The sequence below is a fragment of the Microbulbifer hainanensis genome (assembly GCF_014904735.1).
Taxonomy (GTDB): Bacteria; Pseudomonadota; Gammaproteobacteria; order Pseudomonadales; family Cellvibrionaceae; genus Microbulbifer; species Microbulbifer hainanensis.
The window spans coordinates 216,778-233,581 of record NZ_JACZCR010000031.1; the positions used below are offsets into that span (position 1 = coordinate 216,778).

Below are 16,804 nucleotides of genomic sequence, written 5' to 3' on the forward strand. Positions count from 1 at the left end.
GCCGTTGCGTGCATCTGCCAGGGATGGAACTGTCTACGGTTACTGATTGGCAACCAGCGGGGTAACCCGATCGTCATCTGCGGTGCTGTCTTCTTCCTGCGCTGCCGGTGCTTCTTCCTGAAGCAGAACTTCCGGCTTGCCTTTACAGGCCTTGGCCAGGTCGTCGCGGCGCTTGGCCAGTAACAGGCCAATTTCCTCGCCAGCTTCCTCGGAAATACCGTTGATATTACGCTCGATCAGCGAGGTAATATTGGCGGCAAGTTCCAGCATTTTGTCGTGTTCTTCTGCGTCTTTCTTGTTGTCGAACATTGCTCCGTCTCTATCGCATTTCCATACAGCAACAACGGCCATTGTGCGCCTCCGGTTATTTTGTGATTTTCAGTGATTTGCGTGTATGAATGCACAGTAACTGTATAAATGTTCAGTGTCAAACAAAAGTGGCGTGCGGGGATGGGGGCGGGGATATTGGGGCAAGCTGCGACAAGCGGAGCCCGCGCTGCGTTGGCTGGTCCGCAGGCGGAGGGCAACTACTGCGATAATGGCGTGGAGGTTAACTGTCTTCCTCCCCCCCAGGGGCAGTTAGCTCCAACCCCGCAGTATGACATTAAGGCCCGCATTGCGGGCCTTTTTTTATGGGGCGGACGCGAAATGTGGAGGAAACTACAGCGCCAGCAACAGGCGAGCAGCAAGTCCGAGTAACAGCACCCCGAATACCTGCTGCAGGCGGTGACCGGCCACCGGGCTAATGACACGGCGATTGCGCCCCGCATAGACTGCCAGCGTGACCACGCAATACCAGAACGCATCGACGCCCGCGGCCAGAGCGGCCATACCCAGTTTGGTGGAGAGGACCTGTTGCTCGGCAACAAACTGGCTGAACAGCGCGGTAAAGAAGATCGCGACCTTGGGGTTGAAAAAGGCGATACCAAAACCCTGCAGTGCGGCGCGGCCAACGGTCTGCTGCGGAGCCTCAACGCGGCTCGCCTGGGGATCAGGCGCCGGAGCCCGCAGCGCTTTCCACCCTAAATAGATCAGCATGGCGGCACCGGCCCACTGCAGGATGGCAAAGAGCGTGGGCGAGTGAGTGATCAGGATCGCCAGGCCGAATGCGGTCAGGCCCGCGTAGACGGCGATCGCAGCACCGTGGGCGAGGGCACAGGCAATGCCCTGACGCGGGCCGGCAGAGGCGCTGCGCAATACGATCAGCAGGCTGGGGCCCGGTGACATTGCCCCCAGTGCGCAAATTCCGGCCAGTGAAAACCAGGCGAGCAAATCCATTAGAAACCACCTCCCTGATCCAGCCAGTGCTGCTCGGCTGGCGTCGACTCCCGGCCCAGCGCCGCATTGCGGTGCGGGTAGCGGCCAAACGCTTCAATGACCTTCTGGTGCGCTACGGCGTACTTGTAGAAGTTCTCTGCCTCGGCAGCGCCCTCGGCGCCATCGAGATGGCTGCGGCGCAGCCGGTCGAAGTAATCCAGTGAGCGAGCCTGCATTTCGGCGCTTTCTCCGTGTTCCAGGGGCATGCCCAGAAAGGCGCGCTGGTGGAGGCCGAGGCGGGTGTCGTCGCCGCGCTCGACAACGGCCAGGGCAACTTCTGCAGCCAGCGGGTCGCCGGCGAAGGCCCGCCGGGTTCCGCGGTAGATATTGCGGGTGAACTGATCGCAGACCAGCACCAACGCCAGCTCACCGGCCAGAGTCTGGCGCCATTCCTGCAGCGCCCCGGCGAGGGCCGATTCCACCAGCGGGCCAAAGGCCTCCTCTATCTGCCGGTCAAACATTTCGTCGCCGCCAAACCAACGCTGGCGGTAGGCGGGGTCGACCGGCGCGTTGAGTGCATCGGTGCCAAACCAGAATTTGAGGACTTCGGCGGGCTTTGTCATGGGATATCCAATAAATTTCTACTTCTGGTGCATCCAGACTCCGTGCTGGCGCCGTCATAAGAGCGAACACGGAAAAATTGCCTGGAGGCGATCATGTTAACCCCTAATACAGGAAGTGTGAAAAAGGTACAATTTTACGCCGTACTGGCTCTGGCGCTCTGCAGCATGAGTGCGGGCGCGGCGGAACTGGCGATCCCCATGGACAAGGTCCAGCAGCAGCTGGCGGAAAAGGCCGAGCAGTCCTTTTCCCGCAAGCTCGAGGAATGTCGTGAGAAGGAGCGGAAAGAGGGGCACAATGCACCCCGATATCCGGTGCGGATCGCCGAGCAGGAGTCGCCTGTAAAGGGCGTTCCGGGTGTCTTTGCCGGCGCGCAGTGGACTGCGCCCTGAGACATCCGGAAACAGACAATACTGAGTAGAGAGCAACACTATGAGAGCGAGAAATAATAATCATTCAGCCCTGCGGACCGGCGCCCGCTGGTTGCTGGCCCTGGTGGCGGTCCTGACCGTCGCCAGTGGCTGGGCCCAGGATAACGCCGCCGAAGAGGGTGCGGTTGATCGGCCCGCGACGGTACCGGTGCCCCCCGAACCGCCCAAGCCGCCGGAGCCGCCCGAGGTCTCCAAACAGGTGCGCATTACGCGCGGCGAGGACGGCACCCTGAGAATCCGTACCAGCGATGAGCACGGCAAGCGCACTGATGTCCAGGTGGATCTGGGCGAGAAATTTGGTGGCGCGCTGACCCGGCGCATCTACTCTGAGCTGGAGAGCAAGGGCATTCTCGACGAGAGGGGCCTGGTGGTAGAGCGCGCCGTTGATGACGCCCTTGAAGACGTACCGCGCAATATCGATATCGGTATCAAGGGAGATCTGGACTTCGACCATCCCCATGGTCAGAGCTTCCACATGGGAGGTGACAGCGTGGATTTCAGCTGGATCGTGCCGGTGATCGCCATCCTGGCAGTGTTCGGCACCCCGATCCTGATCGTCTGGCTGGTAACCCGCAGCAGTTACCGCAAGAAGCAGTTGATGATGGATAACATCAATCGCATGGTGGCCGAGGGTCGCGACATCCCGCCGGAGCTGCTGGATGCGATGGAGGGAGCGTCTCCCAGCAATATGCGCGATCGTGGCTTTACCCTGATTGCGGTCGGTCTGGCGCTGTTTATCTGGCTGAGCCTGTCCTCCGGAGTGGAAGTGGGTAGCCTGGGCCTGATACCGCTGTTTATCGGTGTCGCCCGCTTCATTAACTGGAAGCTGGATCACCAGCAGGGCATTCAGGCGGGTTAAGGACAGCGGTTTATGGACCTCAATGACGAGGAATTAATCCGGCGCATCGTCAAAGACGGGGACCAGCGGGCTTACGGCCAGCTGGTTCGGCGCTATCAGTCACAGCTGCGATTCTCGCTCCGTCAGCTGTGCGATGGCGACCAGGCCCTGGCTGACGACATGGCCCAGGAGGCTTTTATCAAAGCCTACAAGGCACTGCCGGCATTTCGGGGCGATGCGCGTTTCAGCACCTGGTTGTACCGCATCGCCTACAATCTCGTCATGAGCCACAAGCGCAAGAATACCCCTGAGGTCAATCAGGAAGCGGTCGACCGGGCGCAGGCAGAGGAAAGTGTCGAAGAGGCCCAGCAACTCGGTATGGCGCGGGACCTGAATTCGGCGATGGGAGAACTCAGTGATGCACAGCGCCAGGCGGTACACCTGTGCATGCAGCGCGGCTTCTCCCACGAAGAGGCGGCCAGTATTATGAAGCTGCCACTGGGTACGGTAAAATCCCACGTTAACCGCGCGCGGGCCAAGTTACAGACGCTGTTGCAGGCATGGCGCGAGGAGGTAGTGAGTGGATAGATTGAATCAACAGAACAGCAGGTTCGAACCCTTGAGTGATTCCGCATTGCGGGCAAAAGATCCCGATTTCGATGCCTGGCTCAGCCAGCAGCTGCAGTTCGATGAGCCCTATCTGGACGATGGCGGCTTTTGCGAGCGGGTTATGGCACAGCTCCCGCCGCCGTCGAGGCGCTCCGAGCGCCGCGCCACCCGCGCCCAGTACGGGGCGGTGGTTGCGGCCTCCGCAATCGTGGCCTGGCAGTTCCCGTTCGACCAGGTGCTGACCGAAGCAGTACAGCAGACGATCAGCCTGTATAGCCTGGTCGGGCTGGGTGTCCTCGCGTCACTGGTTGCGATGACCGGCGGTATTGTTGCCGCGCGACGCGGCTGATCCGCCCGTTGGGCAGTATCGAATATCGTCTGAATCACCCCGTCACGGCGCAGCAGTTCATCGAGCTGCTGCGCCACTCCACACTGGCCGAGCGCCGTCCTGTCGACGACCTGGATTGCATGCAGGGTATGCTCGACAACGCCGATCTGACTGTCACCGCATGGCGCGGTGACGAACTGGTGGGCATCGCCCGCGCCGTCACCGATTTCCATTACTGCTGTTATCTTTCTGACCTGGCGGTGCACCGGGATCTGCAGCGCGCCGGAATCGGCCGCAAACTGCAGGCCATGACCCGGGCGCAGCTGGGTCCAAGGTGCAAGCTCATCCTGCTGGCGGCACCCGCGGCCAACGATTACTACCCACAAATCGGCTACAGCCACAACCCGCGTTGCTGGGTGCTGGAGCCGGATCATTCCATTGACTGAGGCGTGTTACTGCGCCCGTGCCGTGCGCGTTTAGCGGCGCTGGCTCAGGTCGATTTCCCCACGCTTGCGCACTGTTATCGACGGCAGTATTGACTTGCGCAGCCCCAGTTTTGCTTCCAGCTCATAGGGCACCGTTTCACTCTGGCTGCGGATCAGGTCCATGGCCGCGAAGATCGAACCCACCACACTCGCGGTGGCATCCACGACGATGTTGTCCTGGCTGTAAGGGGCAATAGGGGGCAGGTTACTCGAAGTTCCCGTGATGACCTTGTGGCCGGCGAGGCTCAGGGTGTAGTAGAGGCCGGATAGCGCCAGCTCGGAATTGTTGGGATTGAAGACCCTCAAATGGATGCGGAAACGCAGGTCGTTACCCGGACCCGCGGGCAGGGGTTCCAGCGCGGTGACCTCGACCTCGGGCTTCTGGAAATTCGGTGACAGAGCGGCGCAGCCGCCCATAAGCAGTGTCAGCAGCAGTGGTAACAGGAGGCGGAAAGATTTTGTCACAAATGATCCTTGGCGGTTTCCCAATTGGTTATTGTCGTTAATCATACCGTCGGGATAATGGCGCTTCTAATAAGAAACGGCCGTACCCCATGAAAAAACTCCTCGTAGTTCTGACCCCGCTTGTCCTGATTTTGTTCGCCGGCTGGAAATGGCTGCTGGTGCCCGGCATTGAAAAGGGGCAGAACCAGCGTATTGGCCCTGCCGAATATCCTCCGGTCTCCGCGCAGACTGCGGCGCTGCACCGGAAACTGCTGATCGGTGACCTGCACGCGGATAGCTTCCTGTGGGGCCGGGATCTGGGTGAAGAAAAAGACTACGGCCACGTTGATCTGCCGCGCGCGCGGCGCGGCAACCTCGGCATGCAGGTGTTCACTGCCGTGACGAAATCGCCGCGCGGACAGAATTACAACAGGAATTCCAGCGAGGCGGACGACAACATCACGCTACTCGCCGTTGCCGAGGGTTGGCCGCCGCGCACCTGGGACAGCCTGCTACAGCGCGCCCTGTATCACGCCGAGCGCGTTACCCGGCTGGCAACGCGGGTGCCGGAGCAGCTGGCGCTGGTGCGCAGTGCCGCTGACTTGCGCGGGGTATTGGGCAAGCGGGCCCACGGCAGCGAGCAGATTGCCGCAATTCTCGGCATAGAGGGCTCGCACCCGCTAGAGGGCAGAGTGGAAAACATCGGCGTGCTCTACGACGCGGGATTCCGGGTGATGGGGCTGCAGCATTTCTTCGACAATGCCCTGGGCGGCTCGCTGCACGGCGAGAGCGGGGCGGGCCTCACCGACTTTGGCCGCGCCGCGGTGCAGGAAATGGACCGGCGCGGCATCGTGATCGATGTGGCGCATTCCTCCGAGCAGGTGGTGCGCGATGTGCTGGCAACAGCAGAGCGGCCTGTAATCCTTTCCCACACCGGCCTCAAGGGGATGTGCGATTCCCCGCGCAATATCAGCGATGCACTGATGCAACAGATTGCCGCCCGCGGCGGCCTGGTCGGCGTGGGTTACTGGAAAGGCGCTGTCTGTGACGACAGCCCGGCACATATTGTCAAGACCATTCGCTACGCCATCGATCTGCTGGGGGTGGACCACGTGGCGCTGGGATCCGATTACGACGGCAGTGTGGCAACCGCGTTTGATGTCAGTGAGCTCGACCTGCTGACCGGCGAGATGTTGAAGCAGGGCTTTACCAAAGAGGAAATCCGTCGCGTGATGGGGCAAAACATGCGCGACTTCTTCCTCGCCCAGTTGCCCGCATCCTGAGTGCCTGGTGTGGCGCCGTGCTTCTGAATTAACTGTCGCCTGCCGCGCCACATGGGGCGGCAGCATCGGCAGCCGCCACGCCGCGGGAAATCATCAGCTATAAACAGGGTTGGTTCCAGCTACCGGAATGCCTTCAGCCCCGTGATCGCCGATTGTCTAGCCGCCATTTCTACAGTGTTTCCCCGCATTTACCCGTTGGTGCAAAAAGAGGGGGAAGATAAAAACGCCCTGCAGGAAATCGCCCCGGAAACGGTTTCCAAGGCGGCGGATACCGTGTTGGGTTCGCTGGACAATATCTGGGAAAATTTCCTCGCCCACACGCCCTATATGATCGCCGGTCTGATGGTGCTGCTGTTCACCGGCGTTGTTGTGTTCGTGATGCGCCGTTTCGGCCGCCACTTCTTCCGCCGCACCACCTCGCGCAAATCCCTGCAGGATCTGCTGGTACGTCTGCTGACTATCGCCACCTGGATACTGGGGTTGCTGTTCGCTGCCATGGTGCTGATCCCCGGCCTGACGCCGGCCAAGATGCTGGGCGCCGTGGGGCTCTTCTCGGTGGCGGTGGGGTTCGCGTTCAAGGATATCTTCGAGAACTTTTTCGCCGGCATCCTGATCCTGTGGCACTTTCCGTTTGAAGAGGGCGATGTGATTGAATGCGAGGATATTGTGGGGCGGGTGGAGTCGGTCGAGGTGCGCAATACGACTATTCGCCGCGTCACCGGGGAACTCGTAATAGTGCCCAATTTGTTCCTGTTCAAAAATCCCTGCCACATACTGACCAACCGGAGAAAGAGGCGGACGTCGGTCGTCGCGGGAATCGCCTACAGTGAAGACGTCAACACTGCCGTGAAAGTCATAAAAGAGGCTGTGTCAGTCTGTAAGACCGTGCGCGACGATGAGCCATTGCAGGTTTTCCCGGCGGGATTCGGCGAAAGCAGTATCAATATCGAAGTTACCTGGTGGACGGGTTCCACACCCTTCGCCATGCGCGAGTCTCACGGTGAAGTGGTAGCGGCCATCAAGTACGCGCTGGACGAAGCGGGTATAGAAATTCCGTTCCCGTACCGGACGCTGACTTTCAAGGAGCCCCTGCGGGTGAAGGGGGAGGGACCCTGAGGTACCGTTTATGCACGGCTGTCCCGGCACCTGGCGCAGATTTCAATATCATGGTCTAGGCTGACAGGAGTACCCACAGGACTGAGCTTGACTACCTAGCCGAGACAACTATGAAGCCTCTCTCGTATGTTGCTTGTACGCTGTTACTTGCGGTTGCCGCCTTCAGCTCCTTCCCCTCCGTCGCTGTCAATTCAGCAAGCTCAACGAAGCTGTCACTACCAGACTCAAATGCGACTCCACACCCGGAATATGTCAAAGCGCTCGCAAGAGCCGCCTACATCTGGGGCTGGCCCATGGTCAATATGATCAATCGTCGCAGCAAGATTACACAGGCGCCGGAACCCGGCCTGTTGGATGGTGTGCTGCCGGTCGCGCCGCGGGGACAAATTGGCATGCTGCACGATTACATCACCCCCGGTGAGCGGTTTGTGGTGTGTCCCAACCAGGATGTCGTTTATGGACTCGGTTTCTTCGACCTGGATAAAGAGCCGGTGGTTATCCAGGTGCCGGACTTTGGCGATCGTTTCTGGGTCTATGCGCTGTATGACGCCCGTACTGACCAATTTGGTGAACTCGGAAAGCCTTACGATACCAAGCCGGGCTTCTATCTCCTCGCAGGGCCCGGCTGGAAGGGTAAAGTGCCTGACGGGATCACCGGCGTCGTGCGATCTTCCACCTCACTGGCGAACGCGATTCCCAGGGTCTTTATGAACGATACCGACAAAGATCGTGAGGCCATCCAATCTGTAATCGACCAGGTTGTCGTTTACCCGCTGACAGAGTTCGACGGGAAGATGAAATCAATTGACTACAGCGAAGCACCTGACATCCCTAACCCGGAAAAGTCTGGATCGACAGAAACCAAGTGGGTCGTGCCGGAGAAGTTCTTTGATCAGCTCCCGGAAGTATTGAGAATCGTGCCACCGCTGCCTGGCGAAGAGGCACTTTACGCGCAGTTCCGCTGGTTGGTGGGAATACTCGAGAAGGATCCAGAGCTTAAAAAGGCCGCGATCCAGGAGGCGATAGCGACGGAGAAAGAGGTCATCGCGCCATTTTTCCACTGGAAACACAACGGTAAGCCTGCCGGTAACAACTGGAATCGCTCGGTCAACAATGCCCAGTGGGGGCTCGACTATTACGACCGCACCGGCACGGCGAAGTCGAATATGTTCGACAACCGACCCAATGAAACGCAGTACTTTTATACCGACTTTGACACCTCAGGCCAGAAGCTTGACGGGTCAAAGACTTATGCCATCACTTTCGCAAAGGGGCAGGAACCTCCGGTCAATGGGTTCTGGTCTTTGACGCTTTACAACAAAAATCACTTCTTCAGTGACAACCCACTGAAACGCTATTCACTGGGCACGAAAAATAGTGACCTGAAGCGCAACAAAGATGGCTCCCTTACGATATACGCCGGTGCTACCTCCCCGGGCAAGGACAAGGAAAGTAATTGGCTGCCGGCGCCTAAGGAGCCGTTCTCCCTGTACATTCGCGCATACTGGGGCAGGACACCAATTCTCGACGGCTCATGGGGGCCTCCTAAGGTCGAAGTCGTCAAGTAACGTATTGGCGTTAGTTGTGGCTGGGGTCGCAATGGGGGCAGTCCCGGGCCGCTGCCCGCGACCTCCATTTTCCTCTGGGCTGCTCCATAGGCGGTCGATCAATGGTTTGCAAAGATCGATTAATTGCGCGCTCACCTTAGAGGAACCACTAGAGTTGCAGGATAAGCGCGGCTGGGGCAATTCCCCTACTGAACCGCACGTCAGCTTGAGGTGGTGACTGCGCCCGCCGTTTCGGCAGGCGCAGCAAGGGGGTGTGCTAGTTAAAGTGTGCTGTCCGGCTGGTTCTCCGGGCGGGCATCAACAAATGCGGGAATTTCCGCGCACGCCAACATGATCCGGTGAATGGCCGGGTACTCGGCGATATCCATACCGAAACGCTCGGCGCTGTAAATTTGCGGAATCAGGCAGCACTCGAACAGGCCCGGTGCATCGCCGGCGGCGAAGGGCTGTGGATCCAGCTGTTGCTCCAGCGCGCAGAAGCCCTCGTGAATCCAGTGGCGGATCCAGCCGGTTTTCTCTTCGTCGCTGATGCCCAGTTCGGATTGCAGGTAGCGCAGCACGCGCAGGTTCTGGATTGGCTGTATGTCGATGGCCGCGTTGTAGGCGAGGGCGCGGACACGCGCGCGCGCCAGAGGGTCGGCCGGCAGCAGGGCGGGTTGCGGGTGTGTCTCATCGAGCCATTCCAGAATCGCCAGCGACTGGGTCAACACCTTGTCGCCATCGACGAGGGCGGGCACCAGCCCCTGGGGGTTCAATGCGCGGTAGGCTTCCTCGCGCTGTTCGTTTTTCAGCAGGTTAACCGGAAGGTAGTCGTAATCCAGGCCTTTCAGGTTCAGGCCGATGCGTACGCGGTAGCTGGCGGAGGAGCGAAAGTAGCCGTGTAATTCCATGTGCTATTCCTTGGTCTCTTATTCTGTTGCGGGAGTGAGTTTTATTGGGGGTTGATGTATTGCACCACCTGCTGGTCGATGCTGCCGAAAATACTCTCGTTATTCTCGTTGTACATACTGATCTGGATCCGGTCGCCGAACCGCATGAACGGCGTGACCGGTTTGCCGTCGGCAATAATTTCCAACATGCGCACTTCCGCCAGGCAGCAGGAGCCGGAGGAGCGATCGACATTGGAGACTGTGCCGGAGCCGATGATGGTGCCGGCGCCCAGAGGCCGGGATTTTGTCGCGTGAGCGATCAGCTGCGGAAAATTGAATGTCATGTCCACGCCGGCATTGGGGGAACCGACTTTCTCGCCATTCAGTACGGCGTGCAAGTCCAGGTGCACCTTACCGTCGCGCCAGTGGTGGCCGAGCTCGTCAGGGGTCACCGCGACGGGGGAAAAGGCGCTGGAGGGCTTCGACTGGTAGAAACCGAATCCCTTGGCCAGTTCGCCGGGAATCAGGTTGCGCAGCGACACATCGTTGACGAGCATCACCAGGCGGATATGGTCCTCGGCGCTGCCGGCATCGATCCCCATGGGCACGTCGCCGGTAATCACCGCCACCTCGGCCTCAAAATCGATGCCCCAGTCCACGCTCGCCATGGCGATATCCCCGGTGGGCGCGAGGAATGTGTCCGAGCCGCCCTGGTACATCAGCGGATCAGTCCAGAAGGATTCCGGCATCTCAGTGCCGCGGGCGCGCCGTACCAGTTCCACATGATTGACGTAGGCACTGCCGTCGGCCCAGTGGAAAGCGCGGGGCAGGGGACTGTGGCAGTCGCCGGTATCAAACGGAAAACTGGTGACCTCACCGTTTTGCAGGGCGTCGAAGCGGGCCTGCAGTTTGGGCGCGGTGGTTTCCCAGTGGTCCAGGGCCGCCTGCAAGGTCGGGGCGATATCGGCGGCTCCGCAGTAGCGGGTCAGGTCCCGGGAGACCACGATCAGTTCACCGTCGCGGCCCTTGTTCAGTGAGGCTAGCTTCATCGTTGTTCCTTTCCTTGTGGTGCTGGTATCAGGCTGTCCCGCGACAGGGGCAGGCATTGCCGTTGCGAATTCGAATAGGGTTCGGGCGGAGAGTGCCGTTTATTTGTTCGGCTGCGCCCAGCTGTTCACGTACTCCGGTACTTCCACCGCGTGGGCGTCGGGCAATATGTCCCAGGGCGTACGGCTGTCGAGCATCACTGCCACTTCGTCGGTTTCCTTCTTCGCGTGGGCGGCGCCGGCGGCAAATGCCTTGGGGTGTGGACCGTGGGTAAAGCCCATCGGGTGCAGGGTCAACATGCCGGGATGAATATTGTCGCGGCTGAAGAATTCGCCGCGATGGTAAAAGATGAGTTCATCGAAGTCGTCGTTATTGTGGAAGAAGGGCACCTTGAGCGCGCCGGGATCGCTTTCGATCGGGCGGGGGACAAAAGTGCAGACCACAAATCTGCGCGCCACAAAGGTGGTGTGGGCAGAGGGTGGCAGGTGGTAGCGATGGCTCATCAGCGGGCGGATGTCGCGCCAGTTGATGCGCACGGCGAGGTTGTCACCCTTCCAGCCGATGGCGTCGAGCGGATTGAACGGATAGCTGATGGTGGAAATCTGCTGGCGCGCTTTCACCTGTACCTGCCAGGGATCCTCGGTTTGCTGGGCGTGGAAGAGCTCGTCCATGGCCGGCACGTCCAGCATGGCTGGATCGAAAATCGCGTGGGGGCCGGCGAGCCCCTTATCCGGCAGCTGAAAATGGCCTCCGGTGGCTTCCACCATCAGCAGCTCCAGTGGTTCTTCCGGTTCCAGTCGCCACAGGGTGCCGCGGGGCAACACGATATAGTCGCCATCGCGGATCTCCAGGTGACCGAAGTCGCAGAACAGATGGCCCCGGCCCTTGTGCACGAACAGCAACTGGTCGCCATCGGCGTTGCGTACCAGGTGATCCATGGCCTCGGAACAGGTCCACAGAGCGACCAGGCTGTCGCTGTTCTGCAATATGGGTTTGTGGTTCCACGGACTGTTACCGCTGTGGGTCATCTGCGTGCTATCGAACGCGTGGGGGCGCAGCGGGCCCTGGAATTCACTCCAGCCGGTGGGCGGGTGGCGGTGATAGAAGTGGGTGGCCGGGCCGAAAAAGCCCTCCTTGCCCATCTCCCGTTCGTAAGTGCCGTCGGGAAAGTCCGCGTGGGCCTGGCGACTGGTGTCACCTTCCATGCGCGGAAAGTTGATCCAGTTTTTCATGGGCTTAACTCACTCTGGTTCTGCGCGGACGATGCCGCCGGATAGCAGCGCAAATAATTTGCGTCATATCGGCTTTTCGATACCAAAAATGGCGCGCAAAGCCGTATAATGCGCGACCGATTTTGTCTGATGACCTGCGCCATGCCGGGGAATCGCCGCGGAATGCCGGCATTCCGGAAAAATTCCGGGGAAAGTGGTTACAATTGAAACCAATGTTAGTTACCTTTGTAACCTGATTCAACCCGTGCAACAGCGAGTGCGTGAACCGCCATGACAACTGATAACACCACCGCCACCGCGGCTCTGGCGCCAGACGATCTGCGCCTGGAAAAGTTTTTGCCATACCGCCTGTCGGTGCTCTCGAACCGGGTAAGTAACGCGATTGCCGATGCCTACGGGACGCGTTTTCACCTAACGATTCCCGCGTGGCGGGTGATGGCCATCCTGGGGCGTTTCCCGGATATGTCTGCCGCCGACCTGGTGGAGCAGACGGCGATGGACAAGGTGGCCATCAGCCGCGCCGTGTCGTCACTGTTGAAGAACGATTACATCACCCGCAGTGAGGATCCGGCCGATCGCCGTCGCCAGGTCCTGAACCTGTCGGAGCTGGGGCGGGACGTCTATGCGCGTATCGTGCCCCTGGCGCAGCAATACGAGGCCGACCTCATGTCCTCGCTCAGCATCGAAGAGCGCGGGCAACTGGACAGCATTATAGAAAAGCTGATGGACCGCGCTCAGGCTTGGGCCGAACGCGGTCTGATCGATTGACGGACGAACAGGAGTATCCGCATGTTTGAACATTTGAGCAGTCTTCCGCCGGATCCGATTCTGGGCCTGCTGGCCAGTTATCGCGCCGACGAAAATCCCAACAAAATCGATCTGGGGGTGGGCGTCTATAAAGACGAGTCCGGACACACCGCCGTACTGCAGGCGGTAAAAGAAGCCGAGACGCGCCTGCTGCAGGGCGAGGAAACCAAGGCCTATATCGGTCCTGCCGGTACGCCGGGATTCAATACCGCCATGCAGGAGCTGATCCTGGGCGCGGACCATCCCGCGCTGCTGGCCAATCGCGTGCGCTCCGCACAGACACCGGGCGGCTGTGGTGCACTTCGCGTACTGGCAGAATTTACCAATCGCGCCAAGCCGGGCGCCACCATCTGGGTCAGCGACCCGACCTGGGCCAACCACGTGCCGCTGCTCGGTAACGCCGGTCTGCAGATCAAGAGCTATCCCTACTACGACCGCGCCACCAGCAGCCTGAAGTTCGATCAAATGGTCGACACGCTGAAGGATGTGGGCGAGGGCGACCTGGTATTGCTGCACGCATGCTGTCACAACCCTTGTGGCGCGGACCTGACCCGCGAGCAGTGGAAAGTGCTGGTGGAAATGGCGCAGAAGCAGGGTTTCACCCCTTACATCGATATGGCCTACCAGGGCTTTGGCGACAGCCTCGATGACGACGCCTGGGGCCTTCGCCTGATGGCGGCGTCAGTGCCAGAAATGCTGGTGGCGGCCTCCTGCTCCAAGAACTTTGGTCTCTATCGCGAACGCGTCGGCCTGGCGATGGCGATCTACAACGATGCAGCGGCGGCAGACAAGGGGCAGAGCCAGTTACTGAACGTCGTTCGCGGCAATTACTCCATGCCGCCGAACCACGGCGCAGCGGTTGTCGAGTCCATCCTGACCGATGCCAGCCTGCGTGCGAACTGGGAAGCGGAACTGACCGAGATGCGCGAGCGCATCAACGGCCTGCGCGCCGGTGTAGTGGAAAACCTCGCCGCGGCGGGTGCCGCCGGTGACTTCAGCTTCATCCAGCGCCAGAAGGGCATGTTCTCCTTCCTCGGCATTTCCCCGGAGCAGGTGGAACTCCTGCAGAAGGAATACTCCATCTACATGGTCGACTCCAGCCGCATCAGCATTGCGGGCCTGAGTCAGGGTAATATGGAATATTTCTGCAAGGCGGTCGCCAGCATCCTGTAATATCTGCAGGTATCCCGGGCGCGGGCGGGTAAACCCATCGCGCCCGGGACTGAACGCAAAACTCGCCCACCGAGTTTTCAGCCGCGTTGTTAACCTTGAAGTAAGAGCCGAAAATGGAAGTTGAGGTAGATAGCCCCGTGTCCGACTCCCCCACCAAAATCTGGACGCCGCAAAGCTGGCGCGATTTCGACGCAAAGCAACAACCGAAATACGATTCCGCCGCGCAGGTGAGTGAGGTCACAGGACAGCTTTCCGGCTATCCGCCACTGGTGTTTGCCGCCGAGGCGCGAGAGCTGCGCCGCCAACTGGCCGAGGTGGCCGAGGGTAAGGCTTTCCTGCTACAGGGGGGCGACTGCGCCGAGTCGTTTGCCGATTTCAATGCCAACCGCATTCGCGACACTTTCAAGGTGTTGCTGCAAATGGCGGTGGTGCTGACCTTTGCCGGCAATCTGCCAGTGGTGAAGGTCGCCCGCATGGCTGGTCAGTACGCCAAGCCACGTTCAGCGGATACGGAAACGATCGACGGGGTGGAATTGCCGAGTTATCGCGGCGATATCATCAACGGAATCGATTTCACCGCCGAAGCGCGCCGGCCGGATCCGCAGCGCATGCTGACTGCTTACAATCAGTCCGCGGCCACGCTGAATCTGTTGCGCGCCTTTGCCCAGGGTGGCCTGGCCGATCTGCACGAGGTGCACGGCTGGAACCTGAGCTTCCTCGAAAACAACCCCCAGCGGGAAAAATACGCGCAACTCGCGGAGCGCCTGCAGGACGCACTGGAGTTTATGGCCGTGTGCGGTGTCACCTCCGCCAATACGCCGGCCATTCGCGAGACGGTACTCTATACGTCGCACGAGGCGCTGCTGCTCGATTACGAACAGGCATTGACCCGTACGGACAGCATCACCGGCAAATGGTATGACTGCTCCGCACATATGCTGTGGATCGGTGAGCGCACGCGCGAGCTGGATGGCGCCCACGTGGAGTTCCTGTCCGGTGTATGGAATCCGATCGGGGTCAAAGTCGGTCCGACCATGCAGCCGGATGAGCTGCTGCGCCTGATCGACAAGCTGAACCCGAATAACGAAGCCGGGCGCCTGACACTGATTACCCGTATGGGGGCCGATACCCTCGGTGACAAATTACCGGCCCTGGTACAGGCAGTGCAGAGGGAAGGGCGTTCGGTCGTCTGGAGCACCGACCCGATGCACGGCAATACGGTCAAGGCCAGCAGTGGTTACAAGACGCGGAATTTCGACAAGATTCTGCGGGAGATCCGCGATTTCTTCGCCGTGCACCGCGCCGAGGGCAGCCATCCCGGCGGTATCCACCTGGAGATGACCGGCCAGCACGTCACCGAATGCACCGGGGGCGCCTGGAGGATTTCCGAGGCGGACCTGGCCAGCTGCTATCGCACCCAGTGCGATCCGCGCCTGAACGCGGACCAGGTACTGGAGCTGGCGTTCTGCGTTGCCGAGTGGCTGCGCGACAGTCGCACCTGATTTGGCGGAGAGGTCTGAGCGCTAGTTCGGCTATCTCCCACTGAAGGGCGACCGCGGTGGCTGCCTGATCTCGCATGTTAATCCGGCCTCGGTCCCGGTAGCGCTTTCGGAAACAGCCTCATCGGCTATCGTTTCTGAAAGCGCTATGGGTACCCGGGGGAGCTCGTAGCGCGCGAATTCCAGAAATTACTTTGTCCGTTCCTGAATTTATCCATGCCATTTGGGGGTGCCCATGTACCAGCTCTATATCGCCAACAAAAATTACTCTTCGTGGTCTCTGCGCCCCTGGCTATTGCTGAAGGAACTGGAAATTCCGTTTGAAGAGCAGCTGGTGACATTCGATGAAGGCGGCAGCTGGAAGAAGTTTCGCAGCTTTGCGCCCAATGGCCTCGTGCCCTGCCTGGTGGACGGCGAGGTGCGGGTGTGGGATTCCCTGGCTATCGTCGAGTATGTCGCCGAGTCGTTTCCGCAGGTGTGGCCGCAAGAGCGGGGCGCCCGGGCCTGGGCGCGCTCCGCCACTGCGGAAATGCACTCCGGTTTCGGCGCGCTGCGGGATATCTGCACGATGAATTGTGGTGTGCGTATTGCGCTGGCTGAGATCACGCCGGCATTGCAGAAAAACATCGACCGAATTGATGAGCTGTGGCGCGAAGGGCTGGAGCGATTCGGCGGGCCATTCCTGGCCGGCAATACGTTCACTGCGGTCGACGCGTTCTATGCGCCGGTCGCGATCCGAGCGAGAACTTACGGTCTCGAATTGAGCGCGGCCGCGGAGGCCTATGCCGAGCGCCTGCTGCAGCTGCCGGCGATGCGGGTCTGGGTGGCCGATGCGCTGCAGGAAACCTGGCGGGAGCCGGGACACGAAGAGGAGCTGGCGCGCGCTGGCTCCATCCTCGAGGACAACCGTCGCAACCCTGCCTGAACCTTTCGCCGTAGCAGTGCGCGGCCCATCGCGGCCGCACGCCGAACTCTCCCTGATATCTGGCGGTCATGGCCGCCCAGTTTTCCAGTTCTTACCGGTTACCTCGATATCCAGTACTTTCAATAAACCCACGTGTTAAGTCGTTATCATATGATCGTAAAAGCAAACATATCCATCCCGCCCAGAGGTTATTTGTTGATCAGGTGAGGGGACTTGCCGCGGAAAAGCATCGATCTGTCGTCAGTTACGCAAATTGAGTGTGTCGTTATGGC

General features: G+C 60.0%; 19 protein-coding genes. 12 read left to right on the forward strand and 7 right to left on the reverse strand.

What is annotated here, in order from left to right:
• Positions 1-39: 39 nt before the first annotated feature.
• The 3 genes from IG168_RS12980 to IG168_RS12990 all read right to left on the reverse strand — a co-directional run bounded on the left by IG168_RS12980 (position 40) and on the right by IG168_RS12990 (position 1,880).
• Positions 40-351, reverse strand: coding sequence for a YebG family protein (locus IG168_RS12980; protein WP_193164826.1), 312 nt, complete (start codon positions 349-351; stop codon positions 40-42).
• A 309-nt stretch (positions 352-660) separates the two neighbouring features.
• On the reverse strand, positions 661-1,278 hold the full coding sequence (locus tag IG168_RS12985; protein WP_193164827.1) for a LysE family translocator: 618 nt from the start codon (positions 1,276-1,278) through the stop codon (positions 661-663).
• The gene (locus IG168_RS12990; protein ID WP_193164828.1) at positions 1,278-1,880 is read right to left on the reverse strand and encodes a DUF924 family protein; all 603 of its coding nucleotides are present in this window, start codon (positions 1,878-1,880) and stop codon (positions 1,278-1,280) included. The genes IG168_RS12985 and IG168_RS12990 overlap by 1 nt, the downstream gene beginning before the upstream one ends.
• Before the next feature lie 117 nt (positions 1,881-1,997).
• Here IG168_RS12990 and IG168_RS12995 point away from each other — a divergent pair, with 117 nt between their 5' ends.
• Genes IG168_RS12995 through IG168_RS13015 form a run of 5 tightly spaced genes read left to right on the forward strand, consistent with a single transcriptional unit; the run spans position 1,998 to position 4,530 of the window.
• On the forward strand, positions 1,998-2,270 hold the full coding sequence (locus IG168_RS12995; RefSeq protein WP_193164829.1) for a hypothetical protein: 273 nt from the start codon (positions 1,998-2,000) through the stop codon (positions 2,268-2,270).
• Between the two features lie 40 nt (positions 2,271-2,310).
• Positions 2,311-3,168: a DUF6249 domain-containing protein gene (locus tag IG168_RS13000; protein WP_193164830.1), complete on the forward strand. Its 858-nt coding sequence runs from the start codon at positions 2,311-2,313 to the stop codon at positions 3,166-3,168.
• Between the two features lie 12 nt (positions 3,169-3,180).
• Positions 3,181-3,735, forward strand: coding sequence for an RNA polymerase sigma factor (locus IG168_RS13005; RefSeq protein WP_193164831.1), 555 nt, complete (start codon positions 3,181-3,183; stop codon positions 3,733-3,735).
• Positions 3,728-4,105: a hypothetical protein gene (locus tag IG168_RS13010; RefSeq protein WP_193164832.1), complete on the forward strand. Its 378-nt coding sequence runs from the start codon at positions 3,728-3,730 to the stop codon at positions 4,103-4,105. Before IG168_RS13005 ends, IG168_RS13010 begins: the two co-directional genes overlap by 8 nt.
• Positions 4,106-4,113: 8 nt before the next feature.
• Complete coding sequence (locus IG168_RS13015; protein ID WP_193164833.1) at positions 4,114-4,530, forward strand: GNAT family N-acetyltransferase; 417 nt, start codon at positions 4,114-4,116, stop codon at positions 4,528-4,530.
• 30 nt (positions 4,531-4,560) lie between these two features.
• Here IG168_RS13015 and IG168_RS13020 read toward each other — a convergent pair whose 3' ends face one another.
• Positions 4,561-5,034 carry an LEA type 2 family protein gene (locus tag IG168_RS13020; RefSeq protein WP_193164834.1) on the reverse strand — a complete coding sequence of 158 codons (474 nt, stop codon included), beginning with the start codon at positions 5,032-5,034 and terminating at the stop codon, positions 4,561-4,563.
• An 89-nt stretch (positions 5,035-5,123) separates the two neighbouring features.
• Here IG168_RS13020 and IG168_RS13025 point away from each other — a divergent pair, with 89 nt between their 5' ends.
• The 3 genes from IG168_RS13025 (at position 5,124) to IG168_RS13035 (ending at position 8,980) form a co-directional block, all read left to right on the forward strand.
• Positions 5,124-6,296, forward strand: a complete 1,173-nt coding sequence (locus IG168_RS13025; protein ID WP_193164835.1) for a dipeptidase — start codon at positions 5,124-5,126, stop codon at positions 6,294-6,296.
• 174 nt (positions 6,297-6,470) lie between these two features.
• On the forward strand, positions 6,471-7,412 hold the full coding sequence (locus IG168_RS13030) for a mechanosensitive ion channel family protein (RefSeq protein ID WP_319024705.1): 942 nt from the start codon (positions 6,471-6,473) through the stop codon (positions 7,410-7,412).
• A 110-nt stretch (positions 7,413-7,522) separates the two neighbouring features.
• Positions 7,523-8,980 carry a DUF1254 domain-containing protein gene (locus IG168_RS13035; RefSeq protein ID WP_193164837.1) on the forward strand — a complete coding sequence of 486 codons (1,458 nt, stop codon included), beginning with the start codon at positions 7,523-7,525 and terminating at the stop codon, positions 8,978-8,980.
• A 260-nt stretch (positions 8,981-9,240) separates the two neighbouring features.
• Here IG168_RS13035 and maiA read toward each other — a convergent pair whose 3' ends face one another.
• The 3 genes from maiA to IG168_RS13050 form a co-directional block, all read right to left on the reverse strand.
• Positions 9,241-9,870, reverse strand: a complete 630-nt coding sequence (gene maiA / locus IG168_RS13040; protein WP_193164838.1) for a maleylacetoacetate isomerase — start codon at positions 9,868-9,870, stop codon at positions 9,241-9,243.
• 41 nt (positions 9,871-9,911) lie between these two features.
• On the reverse strand, positions 9,912-10,898 hold the full coding sequence (locus tag IG168_RS13045; protein WP_193164839.1) for a fumarylacetoacetate hydrolase family protein: 987 nt from the start codon (positions 10,896-10,898) through the stop codon (positions 9,912-9,914).
• A 99-nt stretch (positions 10,899-10,997) separates the two neighbouring features.
• Positions 10,998-12,128 carry a homogentisate 1,2-dioxygenase gene (locus tag IG168_RS13050; RefSeq protein WP_193164840.1) on the reverse strand — a complete coding sequence of 377 codons (1,131 nt, stop codon included), beginning with the start codon at positions 12,126-12,128 and terminating at the stop codon, positions 10,998-11,000.
• A gap of 270 nt (positions 12,129-12,398) precedes the next feature.
• Here IG168_RS13050 and IG168_RS13055 point away from each other — a divergent pair, with 270 nt between their 5' ends.
• The 4 genes from IG168_RS13055 (at position 12,399) to IG168_RS13070 (ending at position 16,532) form a co-directional block, all read left to right on the forward strand.
• Complete coding sequence (locus IG168_RS13055) at positions 12,399-12,896, forward strand: MarR family winged helix-turn-helix transcriptional regulator (RefSeq protein ID WP_193164841.1); 498 nt, start codon at positions 12,399-12,401, stop codon at positions 12,894-12,896.
• Between the two features lie 21 nt (positions 12,897-12,917).
• Complete coding sequence (locus tag IG168_RS13060) at positions 12,918-14,108, forward strand: amino acid aminotransferase (protein ID WP_193164842.1); 1,191 nt, start codon at positions 12,918-12,920, stop codon at positions 14,106-14,108.
• A 113-nt stretch (positions 14,109-14,221) separates the two neighbouring features.
• The gene (locus tag IG168_RS13065; protein ID WP_193164843.1) at positions 14,222-15,610 is read left to right on the forward strand and encodes a class II 3-deoxy-7-phosphoheptulonate synthase; all 1,389 of its coding nucleotides are present in this window, start codon (positions 14,222-14,224) and stop codon (positions 15,608-15,610) included.
• Positions 15,611-15,842: 232 nt separating this feature from the next.
• On the forward strand, positions 15,843-16,532 hold the full coding sequence (locus tag IG168_RS13070) for a glutathione S-transferase family protein (protein ID WP_193164844.1): 690 nt from the start codon (positions 15,843-15,845) through the stop codon (positions 16,530-16,532).
• Positions 16,533-16,804: the final 272 nt, after the last annotated feature.

Bases quoted from the DNA above. Each gene is read 5' to 3' on its own strand.
- IG168_RS12990 (WP_193164828.1), bottom strand. From the start codon at position 1,880: ATGACAAAGCCCGCCGAAGTCCTCAAATTCTGGTTTGGCACCGATGCA.
- maiA (WP_193164838.1), bottom strand. From the start codon at position 9,870: ATGGAATTACACGGCTACTTTCGCTCCTCCGCCAGCTACCGCGTACGC.
- IG168_RS12985 (WP_193164827.1), bottom strand. From the start codon at position 1,278: ATGGATTTGCTCGCCTGGTTTTCACTGGCCGGAATTTGCGCACTGGGG.
- IG168_RS13070 (WP_193164844.1), top strand. From the start codon at position 15,843: ATGTACCAGCTCTATATCGCCAACAAAAATTACTCTTCGTGGTCTCTG.
- IG168_RS13055 (WP_193164841.1), top strand. From the start codon at position 12,399: ATGACAACTGATAACACCACCGCCACCGCGGCTCTGGCGCCAGACGAT.
- IG168_RS13005 (WP_193164831.1), top strand. From the start codon at position 3,181: ATGGACCTCAATGACGAGGAATTAATCCGGCGCATCGTCAAAGACGGG.
- IG168_RS13050 (WP_193164840.1), bottom strand. From the start codon at position 12,128: ATGAAAAACTGGATCAACTTTCCGCGCATGGAAGGTGACACCAGTCGC.
- IG168_RS13065 (WP_193164843.1), top strand. From the start codon at position 14,222: ATGGAAGTTGAGGTAGATAGCCCCGTGTCCGACTCCCCCACCAAAATC.
- IG168_RS13025 (WP_193164835.1), top strand. From the start codon at position 5,124: ATGAAAAAACTCCTCGTAGTTCTGACCCCGCTTGTCCTGATTTTGTTC.
- IG168_RS13035 (WP_193164837.1), top strand. From the start codon at position 7,523: ATGAAGCCTCTCTCGTATGTTGCTTGTACGCTGTTACTTGCGGTTGCC.
- IG168_RS12980 (WP_193164826.1), bottom strand. From the start codon at position 351: ATGGCCGTTGTTGCTGTATGGAAATGCGATAGAGACGGAGCAATGTTC.
- IG168_RS13045 (WP_193164839.1), bottom strand. From the start codon at position 10,898: ATGAAGCTAGCCTCACTGAACAAGGGCCGCGACGGTGAACTGATCGTG.
- IG168_RS13060 (WP_193164842.1), top strand. From the start codon at position 12,918: ATGTTTGAACATTTGAGCAGTCTTCCGCCGGATCCGATTCTGGGCCTG.
- IG168_RS13000 (WP_193164830.1), top strand. From the start codon at position 2,311: ATGAGAGCGAGAAATAATAATCATTCAGCCCTGCGGACCGGCGCCCGC.